Origin of the sequence: Bacillus marinisedimentorum (assembly GCF_001644195.2) — a bacterium.
In the GTDB taxonomy this organism is placed as follows: domain Bacteria; phylum Bacillota; class Bacilli; order Bacillales; family Bacillaceae_O; genus Bacillus_BL; species Bacillus_BL marinisedimentorum.
The window spans coordinates 149,257-174,252 of the sequence record NZ_LWBL02000026.1 but is presented as its reverse complement, the minus strand read 5'-3'; the positions used below and the strand labels follow the sequence as shown (position 1 = coordinate 174,252).

Here is a 24,996-nt window from a genome sequence, read left to right as displayed (position 1 = left end):
TATAAATTGAGAACTTTTATTTTTAAAGCTGGTGTAAAACGCAAAAATAAATTAGTACTTAGTAAATTTGATTTCCTAAAACAAAGTGAAAAATGGTCAATAAATCAACTAAAAGATTATCAATTCGAAAGAGCAAAGTCTCTTATCTCTTATGCTTACGAAAACTCTGAATATATTAAAAAAAAGTATCAAGAGAATAATGTTTCTCCAGAGGACTTTCAACAACTCACTGATTTAAAAAAATTCCCTATTCTAACAAAGCAGGAATTGTTAGACTTCAATGATACTATCCATACAACAAAAGATAAACAGGGCCTTATTTCTTCTCAGACTTCAGGGACCTCTGGACAAAGATTGAATTTCTATCGTAATAAAGAATGGGATGCAATCCATAGAGCTTCTATATACAGGGGGTATTCTTGGTATGGGGTAAATCCCTGGGATAGGAGCGGATATGTTCACAACTTTAGTTTCGAGCGCAAACATCAAATTAAGACCTGGCTACTGGATAGTTTGCTAAATAGGTTTCGCTTGTTTTACTTTCAAGAAAGTCAGCTTAACTCATTTTTGAAAAAATTGGAGAAGGCCGATTTCCTTCAAGGGTATTCATCCCTTATATATGAACTTGCAAAAGTAATTAATGATCGGGGAATACAAGAAAATTATCAACTGAAAATGGTCAAAGGTACAAGTGAGCAAATACATGATATTTATCAACCCGAAGTGCAAAAGGCTTTTGGGCAGAGAATGATTAGCGAGTATGGTTCAGCAGAAGCAGGTATAATTTCATTTGAGTGCCCCTATGGGAATCAACATATTACAATGGAAAATGTGATTGTGGAAGAAGTGGATGGAGAAATTGTTGTAACAAATCTATCTTCATTCAGCTTTCCAATTATCAGGTATAAGCAAGGTGACTCTATTTCTTTACTAGAAAAAACAGATTGTCCTTGTGGCATGCAACATTACATTATTGATGAACTGAAAGGCAGAACAGGAAAGTGGATTTATGGAAAAGAAAAGAATTACCCAGTTATCGCTTTGATGACTATCTTTAAAAATCTTAACGTTTATAAAAAAATGCCTTTGCATTTTCAGGGTAAACAACTTAGGAAAGGTGAACTGGAAATATTAATTGAACAGACGCTGTCAGCTGAAGAAAAAAGAATAGTAGAGGAAGAAATATCTAGATATTTTGACTTGGATGATATGAAAGTTACGATGAAGGATTCTGTTACTATTCCTAAAGGGAACGGGAAATTCAAGGATTTTATATCTGAGTTAAATTAAAAGCGATAACACAGTTGTTAATAAACAAATGGCTTTGTTAAAATACAATTTTGATTTTTGTTGAAGTGATTGGAGCGGAAGTGGCTCGACCCTGCGGGAGCAGCGGGACAGCTGAGCCCCCGCAGGACATTGAATAAGCTCCAAGGAGGTAGCGACGAGGAGGCTCAGCGCCCGCCCCGCGGCAAAGAAGACACTGTGAGTGCGACCGTAGGGAGCAGGAACAGAAGTCGCCCTTGTGCCTATGGTGAAATCGAGCCCCTGCAGCGGAAATCAGCAACGACGTCTAACAAAACCAAACAAAAAAGAAATCTGTCTTTCCACGACTGCGTTGATTTTATGAATATATTTATAGACCCAATTTTATAACGACCGACTTCAAACTCTTTTTATAAATGCAACAGGAGGTAAGCATGAGCAATAATACTGGCATTAACCGTACTATAGTATTCATATTCCTAATATCTATCCTGATACTCAAACCTGCCCCGGGAATCTTATTAGGCCAGATAAGTGTAAAAGGCATTTTGTTATTTGTACTTGCTTTAGCATTTGTTACAGTTTTCCTTTTTTACATTAAGGGTGTTATAGATAGAAATTTCCTTTCTGAAGTAAAACAGGACTACACATTGATCTTTCTCTTTGCAAGCTCCCTTGTTATTATCATTTCAACGGTAGCCGGTTCACTCATAGAACCTCAAAACAAAACAATTATGAACATTACTGAATTATACAGAATAGTGCTTTACATGACTTTTTACCTTATAGCTAAACATATTAAGTTGCAGTCTGCCAATCAACTATTTAAAAGCTTCGTTATCCTCGTCCTGGTTGTAGAAGTATTCGGAATTATGCAATTTACAAATTTATTTAATGTAAATAATAATCTTGGGTTAATATACACACCGACTGAAGCTATCCATAATATGCTAATCAGCCAACATAGAGTAATAAGCACTTTCCTTAACCCTAATTTGTACGGTTCTTTCTTAGTTATCGTAATCTCCTTGCTTCTCTCTTATTTGAACTTCTATAAGGCTGACACGGTACAAAAGAAAATTCTTTTAAGCTTATTAATCGCTATTACAATTACAAGCGTTTTTCTTACCACCTCCAGAACTGCTGTTATAACTGCAGCTGGATTAATTATGTATTGGCTTCTCTTTAACCTGATTTTCATCAGAAAAGAATTAAAACGGATTTTTATGTTATGGCTCCAAATTTCTATTTTATTTGTTTTAGTCTTTTTAGTTCTAGTACCAAATATTAAATATCTCGATTATGCAGCCAATCAAATAATGACCAATCTTCAGATTGAAGACAACAATACAGAAGAATCGGATACTGATGAAAATCAAAATTCTGAAACTCAAAAAGAAAACAATAGTAAGGTAAAAAAATCACTTGAGTCGGTAAGCAGCTTTAAAAGCCGCTATGATTACTGGCAAATGAATTATGAAAAGTTCCTGCAATCCCCTGTCTTGGGCATGGGGCCAATGAAAAAAGGCTTTATTGACTTTGCTGATAATTCATATTTATATGTTTTGGCACGATATGGAATAGTAGGCCTTACCCTTGGTGCTCTATTTATTGGGTATCTCTATTGGTCTACAGTAAAAAGTGTGACGAAAAATCGATCACAGTCCATTCAGTTATTTGGTCTTGGCATTAACCTAATCATTGTTGGGTATGCTGTTATGGCTATGGTCGCTGAAACATGGTTCAATATACAATCGATGACAATTTTCTTTGCTATACTGGGATTGTTTTACAATAAAACGGTAAAGGTTGGTAATGAATGAGAATCATTTATATTTCCTGGTTCAATTCTGGTGAAGGATCCCAGGTCCATGCAAAAGAATTTATGAATGCCATGAGAAACCTTGGCCATCAGGTTATTCCAGTAGAGCTGTCGTTACGCAGTTCAAAACAGCTAGACCAAAAAAACCAAACAAATAAAAATAGTCCGCCTAGAAGGAACCTTTTGACTGAATTAAAATCTATTGCTATGAATATACCAAGATTCTTCCGGTTAATGAAAATTATTAGAGCCGAAAAACCTGATGCTATCATTAACCGGTATGCCATATACGATCTCTCACCTTTACTGGCCAAGCTATTTAATAACATACCAATTATATATGAAGTGAATGCTTCAGCTGTGTATGAAAGAGAAATCAAAAACATGTATTTGATTAAGCCCTTTGCAAAATTTGTTGAAAAAAGGATATTTGCAAAAGCAGATGCAACTCTAGTGGTTTCCGAAGAATTAAAGAAGTATTTTACGAAACAGGGCTATGATATGGAGAACACTGTAGTCACACCTAACGGAGTTGATTTCGAAAGCTTTTCTGCAATGAATGAGATACCTCCTGAAATAGAAAAGATAAAAGAAGAGTGGAATGATAAAATTGTAGTGGGTTTTCTAGGAAGCTTAAAAACATGGCATGGAGTGGAAAGAGTTATTGATATAATGCCAGATATTATAGCCGTAAATAAAAACATCCGTTTCTTAGTTATTGGCGGTGGTGAGGAACGGAAAAAACTAGAACAGAAAATATCCGACTTGAAGCTGCAAAAATATGTATATATAAGCGGATTCCTCGACTATAAATATGTACCAGGGTCCCTAAAGCTTTTTGACTTTGCAGTAGCACCCTATCATAACATTGACTTTTTTCATTTTTCGCCACTCAAAATTTTTGAATATATGGCAGCCGGGGCGCCAGTTATCGCCCCTCCTTATGGCCAAATTAGTGAATTAGTAATAAACCAATATAACGGGCTTATCATGTCTAACAATTCTAATGATGAACTTTTTGATGCAATTAACTATTTAGCAGATCATCCTGATAAAAGAGAAACACTTGGAACAAATGCTCAACAATTCATCAAGGAAAACTATAGCTGGAAAATCAATGCAAAAAAAATAGAAGATATTGTTATTGATCTACATTCACATTCATAATGAAACAAAATAAGTATATAAATGTTAATCCATACAAAAAGGATCCCTGATATATGGGATCCTTTTTTAAAAACTTAGTTATATCTCTTTGCTCCAAGATATCGAGTAGACCAATAACTTAAATCCATGGTACTAACTGTGACACCTCTAGAAGAACTAGCGTGAATAAATTGTCTATTGCCAATATAAATTCCTGCATGTGATGGACCAGCTTTATATGTTTCATAAAAAACCATGTCGCCTGGGCTCGGGCTGCTTACCGAAGTACCTGCTCTCCAAATATCACTCACAGTACGAGGCAAATCGACACCATGATGACCGTAAACATAATTTAAGTAACCACTGCAGTCAAACCCAGATGGAGTCGTTCCTCCCCAAACATATGGAACACCTTTATATGTTTTTGCAAAAGAAATCATTGCATCTATGTTTGAAGAGTCAGCGTTTGTGATATTACTAGAAATAACACCATTACCGCCAATTAGCGTCAAATCTGTAACAGTATTGGCGTTAAGCAGCTTTGTTACGGAATCAGGAATTGCTTCTTTTTTCACTAGCACTACGGGCGTTCCATTCTTAGCAGCGAGAACAGAGCCTGTTAAAGCATCTGCAAATTGATTTCCGTTTGTTAAATATACCGGCTTGAAACTGGAACCAAATCTCTGAGCAATATTTGCCGATGTTTCATACCTATCTCCACCTGCTACGCGAGTTGGAGAAGGTAATTGAGAAACAACTTTATCGCTTATTACTCCTTTTCCACCTACCACAATTGTTCTTTCAATTCCTTTTAAAGCAAGTTTTGTTTCCTCTGGAATTGTATCCTTTTCAGTAAGCAAAATCGGGTATCCTTTTTGCGATGCAAAAGGAGCAATAGCGAGACTATCAGGAAAGTTTTTCCCATACGCAATAACAGCAGTATTCGCTTTATCTGTCATCATATTTGTAATTTTCAGCGAAGTTTCATAGCGGTCTTTCCCTGCGACTCTTTTAACATTAATGCCTTTTTTCTCTAAGACGTCTATTACATTTTCAGATATTGCATTTTTCCCACCTAAAATAATTGCATTTGTTGCACCCAGCCTGCTAATTTCACTTAAAACTCCGGATGGAATAGTTTTACTGTCCGTTAATAGAATTGGTGCATTTAAGTTGTGTGCCAATGGAGCACCTGAAAGAGCATCAGGAAAATTATTACCTACCGCAAGAATAACAGTATCAGCACTATTCCAGCCTTCTTTTGAGATTTCTATAGACGTATCATACCGGTTCGAACCGCTAATTCTTTCAACATTATATTCCTCAGCAGACCCTAAAAGTGGTGATGAAAACACGACTGTAGTACCAAGCAAAAGACCGCCAATGATTTTTTTAGCCCCCAAAAAAAATCCTCCCTGTTTGTCTAAGTTTGTCTTTATCTATTACAAATCTTAACATAAATAAATAGTTGCAAATATTACAAGGAAATTACAAATTTCAACAAAAAAAGAGGGAGATATGCCTCCCTCTTTTCCACTAGTTACCAAGATTGGTGTTCGGATAATAGAAGCCTAAAATTTCTTGATACGTTTTTCCTGCCTCAGCACGCTCTTTAGCTCCGTATTGGCTCATGCCAACTGCATGACCAAAACCTTTACCGTAAATAGTAAGTTTTCCTGAGCTGTCTGTGACATTATCAATATGGAAACTCTTAAACAGAGTGCCGCCCATCATAAATCTTAGAACACTAATATCTACATTCTCTTTATTAAGTAATTGAACTTCAATATTACCTAATAGCAATTTTTTTATCTCTGATCTGGTCTCAGGGCTGATAGCAGAATCCCCCCCCAGGTAAAAAATGCGTGGGCGTGTATTCAGCTTTGTAAGCCAGTTTTCAGCTGCACCGGCTAGCTGATCTTGCTCAGTCAGAATAATCGGTGCATTGTATTTTGCTGCAAGACTTGCGCCAGGCAAGGCATCAATGAACACATCGCCTCTTGAGAAAAAGGTTTTGCTAAGATCGAAGTTAAACCGTTCGGCGATTGCAACACTTGTAGCATATCTCCCCGAGCCGGCTATTCTTTCTACATTTGATATTCCCAATTGGGCGATCTCTTCTTTTACAGAATCCGAAATTGCAGCGGTCCCGCCGATAATGTATGCTTTTGAGATGTTATTATCTTTGATATATTCTTTTACATCCCAGCTTAAAGCATCTTTTTTAGATAGCAATATCGGCAGCTGGTTCCTGGCTGCATAAGATGCAATGGATAAGGCATCCGGAGACTTTTCATCACCGCTTGTGATCACGATTTCCGATGGACTGTTAATACTTTGTGCAACCTCCACAGCAGTATGATAACGGCTTTTCCCACTTACTCTGGATACAGTTAGTCCGGCATCCTCAAGCTGCCTGGTCACGGTATCAGAAATGGCTGCTTGTCCGCCTAAAAGATATACATTCGAAGCATTTAACCGTTTAATTTCATTAAGAACACTCGTTGGCACCTCATTTGACTCTGTCAGAAGCAATGGAGAATCAAGCTTTTTAGCTAGAACACTTCCTGCAAGAGCGTCTACAGAAATGTCTCCGCGGCCAATGACAACAGAGTTAGCATTTTCCCATCCCTTTTCTGATACAGCTACACTAGTTTGATATCTTGATGGGCCGGCTAACTGTTCAGCATAATCTTCTGATAGTTGACTTCCTTCTTCTCGATGATATGAACCATCAGGATTTTTAACTAAATACTGAACATTAATTGTACCTCTACGCGCTTTTCCATAGGATGATTTTTCAGTCACTTTTATATCGGGAACGCCTATAACCTTGATATCCGTATTGGCTGGATAACTCTTTTTTATATATGATTTTATGTTTCCAATTTCAGCTGCATCCTCAGTTTGTTCCTGAACAGAACTCCACCATTTTTCAGGGTTGACCAGGTCTAGCGATGACATATCAATTTGCTGTTTATTGATTGCTAAGGACCATGGGATTTGCGGGTCAAATGAGTCTGGTTTCGCTTCTAAATACGGCAACTGTGGGGTACCCCAATATGCTGAATTTGATTCGGTATGTCCTCCATTACTTGAAGAGTATAAAGCTTGGATCAACTTCCCTCCGTAACGGAGCACCATGCCAGATGTTTCTGAAACTGCCTGGTTCGATTTACTGTAATAAGAGGAACTCCATATATATCCTCCATAAACTTGATAGGTTACTGTATCATTTATAACCTGATTGATCCTTGCCAGAGCGTATGTCCGAGCTGCAACCGCCTGTGCCTTTAGAGCTTCTTTATCCCAGGAAGCTGGCATTTCATAAGGCACTACTCCTTTTAAATAGTCTTCAAGTGGAAGCCTGTTTATTGGCCTTACATAATTTGATTCGATTGTAAATTCCATATTACCAAGGTATTCTCTGCTATTTATCGATACATAGTTATTAACCCCATATGTTACAGGCTCAATGTTAACACTTGAAGAAAAAGTTTTTAAACGAGAACTGCCTTCATATAACTCGAGTTTGCCATTAACTTGTTTTACATAATAAGTTTTGCCTGAAGCTAAAGTAATTGTACTATCTTCAACAACCTTATATTCTCCTTTTACAACTTTAAGAGTAATAGATTTTTTATTTCCCAAATAATTTACCAGCTTGACAGCAACTTCGTGATCTGCCGCACTTGCATTTGGTGCCGTAAACATTGGAACGATAAGAATAGCCGCCAAGAAAATATAGATTATTTTCTGTTTCACTTGTATCCCCCGCCTTTTATCACTAATTTACATCGTTCAGTAAAAGAGATTCCTTATATCCCTGGTCGCCGGTAACTTCGTATTCTTCCTTAATTAAACCGAACTGCGAAGCATAGTACTGTGTTTGAATAATCGTATTACCTGCGCCATCATCTGTTTCCTTTTGGAGTACTAAAACATCACTAAAGTTTTGGTAAGGTACTTCAACTTGCGACTTATCGTCCACAACCTTCCATCCATTTCCCTTTTCGCCAACTAAAACTTCAGGGTCATCAACAACAACAAAATCTTCTAATCTATTGTTGTCAGGATTTTCAGGGTTTTCTTCTTCAAATACAATAGAAATATCATTTGCAGTCCACTTTAGGATTTGCAATGTTTCAAGATCACCAAATTGCATTGTCCTTTGAACATGAGTTTTATTAATAGCTGTTATTTTTTCTGTGAATACCGGATTCCCTTCTTTATCTATAAAAATCTTATTCATTTTTTTAGCAGGCTTATATAATTCCATTCCTTGTTGGGACATGGAATCATCTTTATTACTTTCATCAGACTTTGCGTCTTCCTTCTCGTTTTCCTTTACTTGTTCTTTCTTATCTTCCTCAGCACTTTCCTTTTCTTCTATCTCTTCTGTTTCCTGGTTTTCATCCTGAACGTCATTCTCTTTCTTTTCTTCTGAAGAGTTATCGATTGATCCCTCGTTTTCGTTCACTTCTTCTTTGTCATTATTATTGCAGCCAGCAGCTGTTAATAAAAGGAGAAAAATTAACAAAGAAACAATCATTTTTTTTAACATTTTTAAGTACTCCTCCTATAAAACAGTCCGGTAAGTTTAAAAAACTACTTACCGGACTATTTTGTTACCTTACATTATCTGTGATTGATTGTGAAACCTGTTCTGCAACGACCCCGCCCACTGTATTTACTTCAGTTACACTTTCTTTCTCAGCATACTTTAATAGATATGACTCTAATGAATGATGTAATTGATCTCCTACCAGAATTAAAGGAGCGCTATTATCCATCGATAATGGAGCTGCTGCCAGAGCATCCGGGAAGTTCCAGCCAGTTGTAACATTGACAGTATTCGAATTGATTGAGCCATCAAAATACCAGAGTACTTTAGCCAGAGTTCCAAACCTGCTGGAACCCGCTATTCTTTCTGCACTTGTTACACCGGCAACCTGTTGTTGGACATTGTTAGAAATTACTGCAGTACCGCCAAGAATGATCGATTTCTTTCCCTGTAAGTAAGAAAGGGAACTATCCATTATTTTGTCTTTACCCGTCAATGAAATAGCCCAGTTGTTTGCTGCTGCAATAGGGGCTGCTGCCAGAGCATCAGCATAGCTGTCACCAGATGCTACAAAGACTCCATTCACATTATTAAGCTTTTTGTTAATTTCTTGATTAGTATGGTATCGGCTTGCTCCAGAAATTCTGTTTACAAGAACGCCGAAGCTTTTCAATTCGTTTACCACCGAATCTGAAACTGCTGCTGGGCCACCAATGACAACTACTTCTTTAGCGCCTAGTCTCTCTAATTCCGTTTTAACACCAGAGTATAGAGATTCTGTTTTTGTTAACAAAATTGGGGCTTTTCCATACACTCTTGTCAGCGGACCAGCTGAAAGGGCATCTGAAGGATTCTCACCTGTTGCCAAAATAACAGTTTTATGTTCTTTTTCATCGGCAAAGCCATTTGGGTATAGTTTCTTTGAAATGCTTATAGCCGTAGAGTATCTGCTTGAACCTGCAATTTTTGTTTGCTTTGAGACGATTTGAGGATTCTCTCCTGAAACATTAGTCCACAATAATTGATTTGTTTCATTTTTGGTAATCCGGGCATTAGAGTGTCTCTCAGCAAATCCTAACGCTTCGTTATAATCTATAAAATTCAACGTTTGATTTTCATCTAAGAGGGTAACTTTATACTTAGGTGCCAAATAATTTGACCATACTGTCCAGTTATTTTCAGAGTCTACAATTCTTGTATCTGCAGTTTGTTTAGCTACACCGACAGCATTCTCTTTTGTTGCATATTCTCCCAGTGTGCCTTTCTGCTTATGGACAATAGTATACCGTGCATTAGAATACACATAATTCTGATTGTATTTATCAAAAACCTTAACTAACTTAGATTGTTCTTTAGCATAACTTATTGCCTGCTCTTTTGTGCTGAAGACCTTTAAGATCTTTTTGGTTGCATCTTGAACTTCAAACACTTTAAAATAATTTATAATCCCTTGTGTTACTCCCTCTGCTGCCTTCTGTTGTCGACTATCAGATTTTATTAATCTCTCTTCATCTCTATTAGTCATATAACCTAGCTCTAGAAGGACTGCAGGCATTTGAGCATTACGGATTACATAAAAGCTTTGATCGTTATGTACTTTACGATCGTACATTCCAGTAGATTTTACAACATTTGGGTGAATGCTGTATGCCAGTCTCTTACTAAAGTCCAAATATCCAAGTTGTATAGGGTCAGGCGGCCAGGATGACTTATAATGATTCACTCCATCATAATAATAAGTCTCATATCCTTTTACATAAGGAGAGGTAGGACTAGCATTATGGTGAACAGACACAAAAACACTATTGTCATTGTTTTCTTTTGCATAGCTATTAGCCAAGGTCATCCTGACATCAAAATCCCCGCCGGTGTCATCTCCATCAGCTGTCCTAAGATAAGGAGAAAAATGCTTATCCGTATCACGTGTCATGTAAACAGTGAAACCGGCTTTTTTCAACTCATCCCTTAATTTTAAACCGACCCCAAGGTTTACATCCCTTTCACAAATATCCTTTCCGCTTTCTCTTGTATATCCACAAGTGCCAGTGTACTTGCCGCCGTGACCAGGATCAATAACCACCACTTTTTCCGCCAGGGCGTCTACTGGGAATGTAAATAAAAATACAATTCCTAATAAGCTCACAAATAGACGGCTTAATATTTTCATTATGTTCTTCTCTCCTTTTTCTCCGCAATCTAGGTGTACGTTAACAAGTTGAATTATATCATTGAAATTACAGGATTTAGAAGGGCTAATTTTCCAGTTTGTCATTTTGTGTCTAAATAACTACGTTTTTATTACAAACATTACAACAACTTTCGACATCCCCCCTCTTGGTGTTTATTGGGATACTTTCAAAACCTTTATCTTTATATCGACAGAAAAAAACCATTTTTTACTAAATTTATTAATTTTTATACTTGTAATCCGATATAATAATAAAGAGACATAATTGAGGGAGGAAGTACATGTACATTAAAAAAATAGTTTTACTATTATTCTTTTTGTCGCTAATAGTACCAACTCAAGTTTATTTAGGGACAGTTCATGCGGAAAAGTTCGAATATCAACCAAAGCTGAAAACCCAAAAACGTTTTCAGTCTTTGGATGAAAAGAATATATACGATAGACAGATTATTATTAAAACTAAAGAAGAAGCATTATTGCCGAGTGATTCTGAACTTGAAATCCTTTCAACACCTGCATATCTAAAGAAAAACAATTTACTGATGGCAAGGATTAAAGACGGAGTGAAATTTGATGAAAAGGTTGACAGCATATCCAAATTAACAGAAGTTTTATATGTAAATCCTAATTATATAATTAAACCTAATGCTCTCACTAACGATCCATATATCGATCAACAATGGTTTTTAAATCAGCTTTTAATACCAGATGCATGGAGTTTGTTAAATAACAATGCGGAAGTAACTGTAGCTGTTTTAGATACAGTAATTGATAGTGCTCATCCTGATTTAACAGGAAGGCTTATGCCGCCTATTTTCGCAACATCAAACTATCAGGTCAGTGATTCACATGGTACAAATGTTGCCGGTATAATTGCTGCAAACTCTAATAATAATGAAGGAATTGCCGGAATAAATCCAAATGCTAAAATACTTCCTGTAATTATAGGTTCTTTAAATTATATTAATCTCAAGGATATTTTAACCGGGATATATTATGCAATTGATAACGGGGCAGATATTATAAATATGAGCTATGGATCTGATACCTTTAGTGAAGCAGAATTCGATGCTTTATTTACTGCTTTTAATGAGGGCATTGTTTTAGTAGCTTCTTCCGGAAATTCAAACTCTCCAGTTTCTTTTCCTGCAGCATACCCCTTTGTAATAAGTGTGGGAAGTGTGAATGAAGAAGGAATGAGATCCGACTTCTCAAACTATGGAGAACAACTTGATATTTCAGCGCCTGGAGAAAAAATAAGAACCACAGACTATGGAAAAGATTACACACTTGTTAATGGAACTTCATTTTCCGCCCCAATGATAAGTGGTCTTGCATCGTTGATTGTAAGCGAAAGAGAGAACCTCACCCCCTCTCAAGTAGAATGGCTCATCGAAAGCTCAACCAAGAAAGGATGGAATCCCCGGACAGGTTTTGGACAACCTGACACACTAAACGCCCTAACAGCAGACATTCCATCTACACTTAACGATGTCAGTAATAATCACAAGTCACCAAAAGCCATTATTTTAAATAAAAATTATCAGAATACAATTAACTTACCAGATGATGTTGATTGGTACTCATTCAGCGTTAAGGAAAGAACTAATATTGAAATAAATTTAGAAAACAATCCAATAAATGATTTAGTTCTGTTAGTAGAATATTACCAGAATGGTTCATTAGAGAATGAGTATTATATTGATGATCAATCAATAGGGAGTAATGAGATAGATAATTTCATTGCACAACCCGGCGAATATAAAGTAGGAGTTGTAGATTATAATTTCAGATGGTCTGATAGTCCATATACTTTGAAAGTAAACGCTTCTACTGTCACAAGATTATCTGGAAACAGCAGGATTCACACTGCTATAGAGTTATCTAAGAAAGGATGGCCAAATGGATTGGATTCCGCAGAAAAATCGGTAATAATTGCACGGTCCGATAATCCTGCGGATGCTTTATCATCTGCCAGCCTTGCAGGAGTCAAGGATGCTCCTATACTACTGACACACTCATCAACTCTCCCTTCATCGTTAGAAACTGAGTTAAGAAGATTAAAGGCTCAAAAGATATATTTATTAGGTGGAAACAATGCAATTGATCATACGATTGAAACCAAACTTTCAAACAATTATAAGGTGGTAAGAATTTCTGGCAAAGACCGCTTTGATACAGCCTTAAAAATTAATGAAGTAGCAGGGACTTACAAAAACGGAGAAGCAATACTCGTAAATGGTATAACGGTAGCAGATGCGCTATCTGCATCTGCCTGGGCAGCTGCTGAAAATATCCCAGTTTATCTAACAAAATCCACTTCTTTACCTAGGGATATGCCAACTAACATAAATAAGGTCACAATATTCGGGGGCAGGAATGCTGTCAGCCCTGAAATTGAACATGAACTAAACAGTAAAGGCATCAAAACCTTGCGGATTGCCGGCGATGATCGTTTCAAAACCAATATTAAAGCTGCATCGTTAATTCCACAACCTTCTTCAATGCTCTTAGTAAGAGGGACATCAATTAGCAGCGAATATGAGGACTATCCAGATGCGGTTGCTGCTGCAGGATTAGCCAACAGGTTAAACAGTAATATAATTCTTTCACATCACATAAGGGGCATGTCAGCTGTAAAAGACTATGTTGCCGAACAAACATTACCTATCTATGTATTGGGAGGTGAAAAAGCCATCTCAAGAACTGCACTGTTAGAACTGGGATTAAAATAACAAAAAGGCTTTTATAAAGAGGTCAATCTCTTTATAAAAGCCTTTTTATTTTCTTGAATTCTCTTTCTCTAACTATCTTCCTCTTATAATCCCATTCCAATTTTGATATACATTTCCTTCTCTTTTAATGTACCATTTTATACAAACCATAAGAACAGGTTAACTTTACGCTACCTTAAACTATTTCAAGCTGAATGTTTGGAGCTTTCCGGAAATTTCTTCAACCAATTCTTGTGCTGAAAGATGTTTCCCTGAATTTTGGCCTTTATAGTAAAGATCTTTCATTATCTCTACTAACTTCTCCTGATCGATATTCATTGATTTCCTTGGAGTCATTAAAAAACACCTTCTTTGTGTGATTTGCAGTAACTTACCCCTGTATTTAACATGTATTCTTTAAATAGCCGATTTTCCCATTGTTAAACCGTTATCACCTAATAAATGGTCACAACATGAATATAATTATAACGGCAAATTTGTAAAATGCTAGTGCTTTTCGGTTGAATACTAGGAACTTTGATGTATTAGTCGAAAAAACAATTCATTTGTTAGATTAGTCTTATATTTCACTTCCACTACAGCATACGAAATTAATTATTAAATCGTTCGATAAATGGGCCGGTTTTTGAGGGTATGGGATTGCCTATGGGATTGCCTGGCAATTGCGTCGCAATTGCCAGGCATTTATTGAGCACTACTTTTTATATTTTCATTCTAATGCACAAAAAACCGGGCATCTGCAGGATGCCCGGCTTATTTTTTATGCTTTTATACAGTTTGCGGCTTTTCTTTTTTATCCTGAACGGTTTTCGACGGCCAGAAATTCCACTTTCCGGTCAACTGAACAATTGCCGGAACAAGAATGCCTCTGACCAGAAACGTATCCATCAAAATGCCGACACTCACAGTGAAACCAAACAAATACAGTTCCATAATCGGCTGGGTCATGAGTACACCGAACGTCGCCGCAAGAATCAAGCCGGCGGACGAAATGACGCCTCCTGTCATGGACAGCCCCTGATAGACAGCCTCTTTAATCGGCATGCGCATGGCTTCTTCCTTGATCCGTGAAATGAGCATGATGTTGTAGTCGACGCCCAGAGCGACAAGGAAGACGAATGTATACAGCGGAATCCGGTAACTGATCTGTTCGATCCCCATCACTTTGTCGAAAATGAAGGTGCTCAATCCCATTGCTGCACTGTATGAAAGCAGAATGGTCAGGATCATATAAATCGGGGCGATGAGCGACCTGGTTTGCATAGCCAGCATAACCGTGATGAAGATCGTGATGAGTATGACGGCCAGCCACGTATCGTTTTTATTCATCTCACGCACATCAGCCTGGTGGGCGGTTTCCCCTGCGAATACGAGTTCTGTTGTATCTGGCGAAAAACCGCTCGCCTTCAAGACTTCTGTTTTGCTATTTCGAAGTTCAACCAGCTGGTCGAGTGACTCCTGGTCATATGGGCTGTTTTCGAATTTCAGCTGAAGTTTAACAGCTTCACCGCTTCCCGACACGACAGTCGGCATTCGGGGGTTGATTTCTTCCGGTGTGACGGCAGCCACCCCCGGGTGTCCAGCCAACTCATTTCGGAGTGCCGCCACTTTCTCCACATCGATTGCTTCTCCGTCTTCAGATGCAATGACGACATTCGTCGGCGCCAGTTCCCCTTTTGAATATTTTTCTTCAAGCAATTCAAAACCTTGGCGTGACCCCATGTCCTCAGGAAAGGACTTGATCATATTGAATGAGAAATCGAGATTAAACATATTCAGGGAGAAAATAAGCAGCATTGCTGCGATGACTCCGCTGGAAATGACAGGCCTTTTACCGACAAAACCGGCAACACGGTTCCAAAAGCTAGTCGTCTTGATCACTTCATCTCCGACTTTTGGAACGAACGGCCAGAACGCACGGCGGCCGAATAGGGCGAACAATGCCGGAATAAGTGTCAGGCCTGCCACCAGGATAATCGCCATCGCGATGGAAAAGACAGGCGCAAAATTTTCATACGGCTTGTAGTCGGTCGCAAGCAGTACAAGCATCGCAACAAGAACGGTGGCCCCGCTGAAAAAAATAGGTTCGCCTACATGTTTCATCGCTTCCTGCATGGCCGCATACTTATCATTTGTTTTCTTAAGCTCTTCACGGAAACGGGAAAAGATGAACAGCGCGTAATCCGTCAGGGCGGCGAATAAGAGAATCATCATGATGGAAAGCGACTGTGTTTCAATCGCAAACCATCCTTGTTTGCCGACCAGGCCGAGCACACGGTCAACAACCTGATGGACAAGACCTGCTACGATGAGCGGGATAATAGCAAGCAGGGGTGAACGATAGATGATGATTAACAGCACCAAAATCAAGGCTACGGTTGAAAACAACAGCACCAGGTCAGCACTTGCAAAAATCGCAATCGTATCAGAGGCAATGCCGGCCGGACCGGTAATTTTCAAGGAGACATCATCAGTAAGCATATCAGCAGATCGCTCTTCTAAAAGCGTTACGGTATCGTTGATTTCGGACATCTCAAGGTTGTCCTTTAAGATCACCGGCAAAACAAGCGTCGTTTTATCATCGGAAACAAAGCCCTGGCGCGCGGGCGGCGGGAGCTCATCAAACGGGATGACTTCTTTTACATGTTCGGGTTTTTCTTCGGTACGAAAATAGGAGGAGACATTTGCAACCTGTCCAAGGTTGTCCCCTGTCAACCCAACCTCGTTGTTGAATACAAGGAGTGCTGGCATCCCCTCTTCACCCGGGAAATAGTTTTGCAGCAATTTTTCCGCCTGGACGGACTCGGCACTATCCGGCAGATCGCTCCCACTGACATTTACGGCGAAGTCCTTTGCTGGAGACGCAATCATACTGAGTATGGCGACAAGAATAACCCATGAGATCAGGACAATTTTGGCACCCTTTTTACTGCTGGAAAAGAATGTGACGGCATTGAGCGCATTCTTCATTTTACTGGCTCCCCCTCTGGTTTTCATTATACCCGACACATATGTCGGAAAAAGCAAATAACAAACCCGGCTTTTCTTTCTTGGAAGCCGAGCCTATTCATTTCTGCTTTCCCGACGTGGTTGTCGGTTTAATTATCCTACTTTGCGACACTGTCGTCAATTTGTTTTATGATCTCCTATCCCATACCTTCATAAATAAGATTGAAGATCATGTCACCCCAGGCAGCATAGTCTGTTTCCTGGGTATCAGGCGTTAATTGGATGGCAATAAAAAACATACTCGCTATGACAGGACTCGGATAATCGGTTCGAATTTGTCCGTTCATTTTTCCGCGTTCAATCAAATGGATCATAGATCGGTAGAGGACTTTATGGTCGTCTGATAATTTCTTTAGCGCAAGCTTCACACGCGGTGAAGCGGCAGGATTAACGAGAGGAATCATTTGAATAATGTGATGGACCTGGGAATATTTCATGAATGTCTGAAGGTGGGCTTTCATTTGTTCCAGCGGATCATCAATGCTGGCGTTCTCACCGATTTCAGCCATAACCTTCTGCATGACATCCAGCATATATGCGGTCACAAGCTCTTCCTTATTCGCATAATACTCATAAATCGTACTCCGGCCAATATTCAGCTGTTCTGCAAGTGCCTTGAAATGGAAGCCATCATAGCCCTTCTCCAGCAGCAATGCCTCCGTCACCTTCATTAACTCCTGATGCTCAAGTTTCTTCCGCGCCATCTGCCTTCACCTTTTCTTCCTCATTTCTTAACTCCTATTCTTCCATAACCCGGCTATGTGTGCAATCATGTGGTGCCTGGCAATTGCCTCGCAATTGCCAGGCACCAAAACAATGCATTTATTTTAGATTTTGTAGATATAGACATACTTTCAATTAAGGTGGGCTTATTGTTTTTTTTAATTGCCAGGGAATTGCCGAGCAATTCCCTGGCAACCAAAACTCATTACAATAAGATTAATCCGTCACATAAACGTAATGGAGTTTTTTTGTTTAAAGTGATTAAAATCCTGTTAGCGTGGAATACAACATATAAGCATGCAACTCCCCCCTCCCTTATATACGGAAAGGGACCAGCGTTAGTAAGGTTACGCTGGTCCTTTTTCATGGTTATTTTTCTTTAAGCCTCCGTATTGCTCCTTTTTTTACCATTCATAAACCTCTTAAGAATAACTCAGAAAGATGTCCTGCTTTTTTTAACATTTGGCTCTGTTAAACATTAGTGTTGATTTCCGTTGCAGGTACTCGCTTTCCACTGGGCGGGCGGCGAGATCCTCCTTTTGCTCCACTCCCATGGGGTCTCACCTGTCCCGCTAGTCCTGCAGGAGTCTCGCACCTTCCACCCCAATCAACTAGTGAAAAAACCAACATTAAGCTTTAACAAAGCCTAATATTTAAAATTGCCGCAAAGTTCTTTCCACCTGTGAAACAAAAACTCTTTGAACCTCGTTATATGGTAAAACCTGCATAATTGTCTAATTGAACAAAAACCATTTGTTTTCAATTTTCAATACCGGAGGGGAAAAGGATGTGCGGATTTGTAGGACGCCTATATGATAATGAACAGGATCACGTGAAAGAAGAAGATGAAGCGCTCCTCAAAACAATGAACGAACTGCTCGTACATAGGGGACCGGATGATTCCGGCTACTATCTCGATGAATGGGTACATTTCGGTTTCAGGCGGCTAAGCATCATTGACTTAGAACACGGCCACCAGCCGCTGTCTTATGAAAATGAGCGATACTGGATCGTGTTCAATGGTGAAGTATACAATTACCTGGAGTTAAAGCAAGACCTATTGAACAAAGGCTGTTCCTTTTTAACAGATTCAGATACCGAAATCATCCTTGCCTGTTATTCCATTTACGGACAAAAAACAGCTGAAAAATTAAGGGGGATGTTTGCCTTCCTGATCTGGGACAAAGATGAAAAGCAACTATACGGCGCCCGCGATCCTTTCGGCATTAAACCTCTCTACTACTACACCAACTCTGGCAATACTTATTTTTCATCCGAGAAAAAAAGCCTTCTTGCCGCCATGCCAAACGACCTGGTTGATTACACCGCTCTCCAGCACTATCTGACATACCAATATGTTCCTGAACCGATGACGATGTCGCAAATGATCCATAAACTGCCGCCCGGCAGCCATTTTATAAAAAAGCCCGGTGAACCGCTTAATATCAGCCAGTACTGGCATGTTTCGTTCAGCGGAACGCATCGAACCCCTGATAAACTTGCCGAAAAAATCCGGCAGACGCTTACCGACTCTGTAAAAATCCATATGCGAAGTGATGTTCCGGTTGGTTCATTCCTGTCAGGCGGCATTGACTCCACGGCGATTGTGAGCATCGCAAAGCAGTTCAACCCGGCGATCAAAACGTTTTCGGTCGGTTTCGAACAAAACGGCTACAGCGAAATCAGTATTGCAAAAGAAACTGCCGAAAAGCTCGGCGTAGAAAATATCTCCCTGATGGTCAGCCCCGAAGAATTTATAAACGAATTGCCGAAAATCATCTGGTATATGGACGATCCTCTCGCAGACCCTGCATCTATTCCACTATACTTCGTAGCAAAAGAAGCCCGTAACCACGTTAAAGTTGTTTTATCCGGTGAAGGTGCCGATGAATTATTCGGCGGATATAACATCTACCGGGAGCCCGAGTCCCTAAAGATATTCAATAGCATGCCAGCCTTGCTGAAAAAAGGACTTCGCACTCTGGCTGATTTAATGCCTGAAGGCGTAAGGGGGAAAAGCTTCATCGAACGGGGAACAACACCGCTTGAAGAACGTTATATTGGAAACGCAAAAATGTTATTAGAAGAGGAAAAGCAGTCACTGCTTGCTAACTATAATGAAAAGGTCCATTTTATGGATATCACAAGACCTTTTTATAAAGAGTGTGCCGGGTTTCATCCTGTCGATAAAATGCAATATATCGATATTCACACCTGGCTGCGGGGTGATATTTTACTGAAAGCAGATAAAATGACGATGGCGCATTCTCTTGAACTGCGGGTGCCTTTTCTCGATAAAGAGGTGTGCGACCTGGCCTCTCAAATCCATCATGAGTTGAAAATCAGCAACCAGACGACCAAATGGATTTTGCGGAAAGCGATGGACGGCGTAGTCCCGGCCCATGTCCTGAACCGGAAAAAACTCGGCTTTCCCGTTCCAATCCGCCACTGGCTTAAGGATGAACTTTATGATTGGACAATAAAGACGATCAAAGACAGCCACACCGAGCATCTGCTGAATAAAAGATATGTTTTGTCTATGCTGGAAGACCACGTCACCGGAAAACGGGACCATAGCCGAAAAATTTGGACCGTCCTTACGTTTATGCTCTGGCATCAGGTTTACCTTGAAAATGCCTATGATTTTGAGCTTGTAAAAGGGGCTGGCCCTTCTCTTATGGAAGCTTAGGGTCGTGGAGGTTGGTGTCGCACAATTGCCTGGCAAATGCCAGGCAATTGCGTGGCATTTTTTGTTCCCGCTTTTTTCACAAAACATAATTTTTCATTAATAAGCACAAAAACCCCGTTTCTTACGTTTCCAGTTATTCTCGGTTATAATAGAGGGATAGACATTTGGACGTTAGGAGCGGTGCATCATGATTGCGGATGAGGTTTCAAGGGAACTGGTCAGCCACAGTGCGGATAAGATTGGGTATTTGCTCAATCCCGATAACGAAAAAGATCAACAGTTAATTAAAAGCGGGCTGCAGCTGTATCGCAGCGGCAGTGTCTATAACATCAAAGCGGACGAGGAAATGCTGTATGCGACCGTCCAGGATTTCGCCCCTTATAAGGTCGAATTGAACCTGGACTTCTTCGAGCTGAGCGAATGTGCGTGTCCCACACCGGGGATTTGCGAACACCAGCTTGGCGCATTTTTCGCAGTCTACGTGAATTTTGACAGTCCTGGTGCACTTGTAGAAGACTGGCGCCAAACACCGACTGAAGAAAAAGAGCATAAAAACCTCATTTTCAAAACGAAATCAAATCCCCATAATGCAGCGGAGCTTCCGTTTAACGAGTATGATCCCGAAGAATGGGTCGCCTTTTTTAATCAGGAGTACGTCCGCTTTCTCGATAAACATCAGGCGGGTGCGAGTTTCAACCGGAGCCCGCACGATATGCTCGGCTATATTTATCACAGCTATTATGCTGGGCTTGTCCAGTTCCAGCCCAATGATCCATTCCGGAAATCATTGTACCTGATCATGGCCGGCATTACCGGATTCATGAAGCTCGTTTCCTTCACCGGTGCAAATTTTTACTCTGAGAGCCAGTATGCGCACGCCCTGCCGTATATTGAAAAAATCCGGGGAGAACTTGACGGGCTTATTGGGACTGCAGGCAATCTTATCAATAATTCCACCAGCGGGGAACACGAGGATTCCCTGGCCAAAAGCTTGCCTCATATCGAAAATCTGTTAACCTTCGATCCAGCATTTGCTGCTGACAGACTTTGGTTTTACCGAAGCATTATGAGCACTTTGTATCAAGATCTGCAGTGGCTCAATCGCATCGATCTTGAGATGCTGCCGCGCATCAAGGAAAACGTGTTGAAGTCTTCCGGAACGTTCGGCCATCCGTTCACGGTTGAATACAATATTGCCATCGCTCATTTCGCTTACATGTCAGGGAATGACGACATCGCATTTGATGTCGTTTCCGGCTTAAAAGCGGCTGCTGTTGACTATACGTTTTACTGGATTAAATTAAGTCAGGAAAACGGGGAATGGAGCCGTTCAAAACGCTGGCTTGATCTTGCCGCAAAGAAAACGGCCGCATTATTCGAAATTGAGAATCCTGAGGGAAGCACGGAACGTACAACGGTGCTGCTTGATTTTTATAAAAAGTACGCCGAGCAAAGCAATGAAGAAGCGAGTTACGGCCATGCGCTTCGGCGGCTCCTGCCCTACAGCTACTCCCATTATTCCGATTATCTTGAAGGGATCAACGATTACCGCCGCTGGGTGGAACTGCAAATTATAATGGGTTATAACGCATCCGATTTTAAAAAGGGACAGATCAAACAGATTGAAGAAAACGCGCCGCAAATGCTGTTGCCGCTCTTCCATCAGTCAATCACCGCTCTTATCAACAAAAAAAGCCGCCCTGCCTATGAAAAAGCGGCCGCTGAGCTAGAGCATCTGCAGAGCATTTATAAAAAATTAGAGCGAACCGGGAAATGGGAGGCCTATATCAGCCGGCTCACTGAACAAACAGCACGGCTGCGCGCCTTCCAACAGGAATTGAAAAGAGGGAATTTACTCCATGATTAACGCGGAATTTCTAAGGATCAATTGCATATGGAATGAAAACTATCGATTTTTCATCAATGCCGAAGATGAAACAGGAGAGGCGCTTGACCCCGACAAGTGGAAAAATGCCGTTTTCGCCTGGCATGAACCATCATTGTACGGGACAGAACTTGAGGTCGAATTGAACAAGGTCATCCTTTCCCCCGGTGATGCGGTCGATTTCTTTGCGCTTACCCTCCTTCCCTCACTCATGCCCGTACTATTTGTCGGCGAAGCAGATGAAGCAAGGGAAACAGCGGAAAAACTTGCAGATATCCTTAATGAAAAAAAATATAAACCGGACTTCACCTCCTGGAAAAACGGCAAAGCATCCTGGACAGCCGAAGGAACAAACCTCACCCCCTTTGCAAAGGGCTGGCTTTCGGCTGTACTAAACGAAAGAACTATTGAAGACCCTCACCTGCAGGAAGTGACAGAACGGTTAAGTGCCTGGCAATTGCCAGGCAACCATGAGCAAAAAGACCCACAATTGCCTGGCAATTCCCAGGCAATTCCGGCACACCTTGATGAGGAAATGTGGCTCGAGAAAATCGGCTGGCAGGCTACGGAAATGCCGTTTTCGTTTGCGCTCCGGCTTGAGGAACCTGAGGGTGGCCAGCAGGACTGGAAGCTGGAAACGGTTCTGATGGATGAAGAAACCGGTCATCATTATGGGCTGGAGGACCACGAATTCCCTGATGGATGGGAGAATTATCTTCAGAAGGCAGAACAGGAAAGGAAATACTGGGGACAGCTCGCCGGCAATTCATGGCAGGACGAGCACGGGTTATTGATAACGAGAATTGATGATCAGGAGGCATGGACGTTTCTAAACGAAATGAGCATCCTACTTGCTCGTGCCGGGGTAACGGTTATGCTTCCATCATGGTGGGCAAATGACAAGAGGCCAGGGGCGAAACTGAAGGCCGAAGTGACCTCACCGTTCACAACGGGCCATTCGTTCGTCGGCCTCAATTCTGTCGTTGATTTTAACTGGAAAGTGGCGATTGGAAATAAAGACTTTAGCGAAAACGAGTTTGCACAGCTTGTAAAGGACAATCAACGGCTCGTACAGGTACAAAATCAATGGTTTGTGCTGGATGATGCCACGATATCCCGCTTGCAAAAGCGGCTCGAGAAGGAGAAGCAGCAAAATCGCCGGGCAATCGATGTTTTTCAAAACAAACTATCCGAAGATGATGGCGACGAAATACTTTTTCAGCTGAATGATGACTGGGAAACGGCGTTCAGCCGCCTGCTTGAAACTGACCATCTTCCAGAACAGCCGCTCCCGGATGAACTGCACGGCACGCTTCGTCCTTATCAGCTTACAGGATACCGCTGGCTTGCTTATTTACGGAAGCTTGGACTCGGAGCCCTGCTTGCGGATGATATGGGTCTCGGCAAAACAATTCAGTTAATCGCCTATCTGCTATATATGAAAAAGGAAGATCAAGTCCGGCGTCCGGCACTTATCATCGCACCGACTTCGGTGATCGGAAACTGGCAAAAAGAGCTTGAACGCTTCGCTCCTGATCTTAAGGTTCACCTCCATTACGGACCCGGACGGAAAAAAGATACCGATTTTCTATACAAAGCCATGAAAGCAGATGTCGTGTTGACGACTTACGGGCTTTCCGCCCAGGATCGGACGACAATCAGCCAGATGATCTGGAGTGCGGTCTGCCTAGATGAGGCGCAGAATATTAAAAACGTCCAGACGAAACAGAGTAAGGCGATCCGAAGCTTGAGTGCCGACCATCGTGTGGCACTGACCGGCACTCCGATGGAAAACCGGCTCTCTGAACTGTGGTCAATTATGGATTTCTTGAACCCGGGTTATCTCGGAAGTCTTGCATCGTTTAAAAAGCGGTTCATTTTGCCAGTGGAACGCGACAGTGAACATGGTAAAGTCGAACAGCTGCAAAAATTGATTCAGCCGTTTTTATTAAGACGTACAAAAACGGATCCAAAAATTGCACTCGACTTGCCGGAAAAGCAGGAACAAAAAGAATACTGTCCGTTCACGGCCGAACAAGCTTCCCTATATGAACAGGTCGTCGACGACACGTTCAACCAGGTGGAGAAACTCGGAGGAATGCAGCGGCGCGGATTGATTCTTTCCTCCTTGAACAGACTGAAGCAATTATGTGACCATCCCGCACTGTTTTTAAAAGAACAGGAAGCACGTAGACCGGTAAAACGGTCGGCCAAAATGGAAAAAGTAATTGAGCTCGTGGAAAACATCCTCGACCGAGGCGAGCAGTGCCTGATTTTCACCCAGTATGTCGGCATGGGCCACCTAATTGAAAAAGTGGTGAAGGAGCAATTCGGCGTGCCGGTGCTGTTTATGCACGGCGGGATTACCAAGCAAGCCCGAGATGACATGATCAGCCGTTTCCAGAACCGGGAAGTGCCGATATTCGTGCTTTCGCTGCGGGCGGGCGGGACCGGACTCAACCTGACAGCGGCCAACCATGTCATCCACTATGACCGATGGTGGAACCCGGCCGTCGAAAACCAGGCGACAGACCGCGCCTACCGAATCGGCCAAAACCGCTTCGTCCACGTCCACAAGCTCATTTCACCCGGCACACTCGAAGAACGAATCGACGAAATGCTGCAAACGAAACAAGAACTCAACGATCAAATCATCAGCGGCGAACAATGGATCACCGAATTGTCCATTGATGAACTAAGGGAACTGTTTGAGTTGGAATGAAGTTTGGGGTTGTCTGGGAATTGCCAGGCAATTATGAGTATAAAGACCTATGATTGCCTGGCAATTCCCAGGCAATCCAGAAAACAACAAAAACACATCATACTAAAAGCCGCCGAATCACGTTGATCCGGCGGCTTTTTTGGAGAAACGGAACTGAGGAAGTTACGATCTCCACTTCACCTGCAGGTGGCCCGCATGGTGAAGTGCCCGGCTGGCGGGCTTAGTTGTTTTAGTGGTGTCTGTAAGA

14 protein-coding genes are annotated in these 24,996 nt (G+C 41.0%); 7 read left to right on the top strand and 7 right to left on the bottom strand.

Features of this window, described 5'->3' with window-relative positions:
- Positions 1–6: 6 nt before the first annotated feature.
- From A4U59_RS08330 to A4U59_RS08320, 3 genes are all read left to right on the top strand, one after another.
- Positions 7–1,290, top strand: coding sequence for a phenylacetate--CoA ligase family protein (locus tag A4U59_RS08330; RefSeq protein WP_066172849.1), 1,284 nt, complete (start codon positions 7–9; stop codon positions 1,288–1,290).
- Between the two features lie 410 nt (positions 1,291–1,700).
- Positions 1,701–3,089 (top strand): O-antigen ligase family protein, encoded by a 1,389-nt coding sequence (locus tag A4U59_RS08325; protein WP_066172848.1) that lies wholly within the window; start codon positions 1,701–1,703, stop codon positions 3,087–3,089.
- Positions 3,086–4,255 carry a glycosyltransferase family 4 protein gene (locus tag A4U59_RS08320; RefSeq protein WP_066172846.1) on the top strand — a complete coding sequence of 390 codons (1,170 nt, stop codon included), beginning with the start codon at positions 3,086–3,088 and terminating at the stop codon, positions 4,253–4,255. Before A4U59_RS08325 ends, A4U59_RS08320 begins: the two co-directional genes overlap by 4 nt.
- A 74-nt stretch (positions 4,256–4,329) precedes the next feature.
- Here A4U59_RS08320 and A4U59_RS08315 read toward each other — a convergent pair whose 3' ends face one another.
- The 4 genes from A4U59_RS08315 to A4U59_RS08300 all read right to left on the bottom strand — a co-directional run bounded on the left by A4U59_RS08315 (position 4,330) and on the right by A4U59_RS08300 (position 10,965).
- Complete coding sequence (locus A4U59_RS08315; protein ID WP_066172844.1) at positions 4,330–5,637, bottom strand: cell wall-binding repeat-containing protein; 1,308 nt, start codon at positions 5,635–5,637, stop codon at positions 4,330–4,332.
- A gap of 133 nt (positions 5,638–5,770) precedes the next feature.
- On the bottom strand, positions 5,771–7,999 hold the full coding sequence (locus A4U59_RS08310) for a SpoIID/LytB domain-containing protein (protein WP_066172843.1): 2,229 nt from the start codon (positions 7,997–7,999) through the stop codon (positions 5,771–5,773).
- A gap of 22 nt (positions 8,000–8,021) precedes the next feature.
- A complete protein-coding gene (locus A4U59_RS08305; RefSeq protein ID WP_066172842.1) occupies positions 8,022–8,798 on the bottom strand; it encodes a hypothetical protein in 777 nt (258 codons plus the stop codon).
- A 64-nt stretch (positions 8,799–8,862) separates the two neighbouring features.
- Complete coding sequence (locus tag A4U59_RS08300; RefSeq protein WP_066172840.1) at positions 8,863–10,965, bottom strand: cell wall-binding repeat-containing protein; 2,103 nt, start codon at positions 10,963–10,965, stop codon at positions 8,863–8,865.
- Positions 10,966–11,267: 302 nt separating this feature from the next.
- On the opposite strand from A4U59_RS08300, the gene A4U59_RS08295 reads away from it, so the two are divergent.
- On the top strand, positions 11,268–13,721 hold the full coding sequence (locus A4U59_RS08295) for a S8 family serine peptidase (RefSeq protein WP_066172838.1): 2,454 nt from the start codon (positions 11,268–11,270) through the stop codon (positions 13,719–13,721).
- Positions 13,722–13,901: 180 nt separating this feature from the next.
- Here A4U59_RS08295 and A4U59_RS21325 read toward each other — a convergent pair whose 3' ends face one another.
- The 3 genes from A4U59_RS21325 to A4U59_RS08285 form a co-directional block, all read right to left on the bottom strand.
- A complete protein-coding gene (locus A4U59_RS21325; RefSeq protein WP_169823936.1) occupies positions 13,902–14,039 on the bottom strand; it encodes a YwzD family small protein in 138 nt (45 codons plus the stop codon).
- A 450-nt stretch (positions 14,040–14,489) separates the two neighbouring features.
- Complete coding sequence (locus tag A4U59_RS08290; protein ID WP_066172836.1) at positions 14,490–16,691, bottom strand: MMPL family transporter; 2,202 nt, start codon at positions 16,689–16,691, stop codon at positions 14,490–14,492.
- A 176-nt stretch (positions 16,692–16,867) separates the two neighbouring features.
- On the bottom strand, positions 16,868–17,434 hold the full coding sequence (locus A4U59_RS08285; protein ID WP_066172834.1) for a TetR/AcrR family transcriptional regulator: 567 nt from the start codon (positions 17,432–17,434) through the stop codon (positions 16,868–16,870).
- 806 nt (positions 17,435–18,240) lie between these two features.
- Here A4U59_RS08285 and asnB point away from each other — a divergent pair.
- From asnB to A4U59_RS08270, 3 genes are all read left to right on the top strand, one after another.
- Entirely contained in the window at positions 18,241–20,142 is a 1,902-nt protein-coding gene (gene asnB / locus A4U59_RS08280) for an asparagine synthase (glutamine-hydrolyzing) (protein ID WP_066172832.1), read from the top strand.
- A gap of 187 nt (positions 20,143–20,329) precedes the next feature.
- Entirely contained in the window at positions 20,330–22,009 is a 1,680-nt protein-coding gene (locus A4U59_RS08275; protein ID WP_066172830.1) for a hypothetical protein, read from the top strand.
- Positions 22,002–24,749 (top strand): DEAD/DEAH box helicase, encoded by a 2,748-nt coding sequence (locus tag A4U59_RS08270; RefSeq protein WP_066172828.1) that lies wholly within the window; start codon positions 22,002–22,004, stop codon positions 24,747–24,749. The genes A4U59_RS08275 and A4U59_RS08270 overlap by 8 nt, the downstream gene beginning before the upstream one ends.
- Positions 24,750–24,996: the final 247 nt, after the last annotated feature.

Excerpts from the sequence above, each read along its gene's own strand:
- A4U59_RS08270 (WP_066172828.1), top strand. The coding sequence starts at position 22,002 with ATGATTAACGCGGAATTTCTAAGGATCAATTGCATATGGAATGAAAAC.
- A4U59_RS08290 (WP_066172836.1), bottom strand. The coding sequence starts at position 16,691 with ATGAAGAATGCGCTCAATGCCGTCACATTCTTTTCCAGCAGTAAAAAG.
- A4U59_RS08305 (WP_066172842.1), bottom strand. The coding sequence starts at position 8,798 with ATGTTAAAAAAAATGATTGTTTCTTTGTTAATTTTTCTCCTTTTATTA.
- A4U59_RS21325 (WP_169823936.1), bottom strand. The coding sequence starts at position 14,039 with ATGAATATCGATCAGGAGAAGTTAGTAGAGATAATGAAAGATCTTTAC.
- A4U59_RS08300 (WP_066172840.1), bottom strand. The coding sequence starts at position 10,965 with ATGAAAATATTAAGCCGTCTATTTGTGAGCTTATTAGGAATTGTATTT.
- A4U59_RS08275 (WP_066172830.1), top strand. The coding sequence starts at position 20,330 with ATGATTGCGGATGAGGTTTCAAGGGAACTGGTCAGCCACAGTGCGGAT.
- A4U59_RS08325 (WP_066172848.1), top strand. The coding sequence starts at position 1,701 with ATGAGCAATAATACTGGCATTAACCGTACTATAGTATTCATATTCCTA.
- A4U59_RS08320 (WP_066172846.1), top strand. The coding sequence starts at position 3,086 with ATGAGAATCATTTATATTTCCTGGTTCAATTCTGGTGAAGGATCCCAG.
- A4U59_RS08295 (WP_066172838.1), top strand. The coding sequence starts at position 11,268 with ATGTACATTAAAAAAATAGTTTTACTATTATTCTTTTTGTCGCTAATA.
- asnB (WP_066172832.1), top strand. The coding sequence starts at position 18,241 with ATGTGCGGATTTGTAGGACGCCTATATGATAATGAACAGGATCACGTG.
- A4U59_RS08285 (WP_066172834.1), bottom strand. The coding sequence starts at position 17,434 with ATGGCGCGGAAGAAACTTGAGCATCAGGAGTTAATGAAGGTGACGGAG.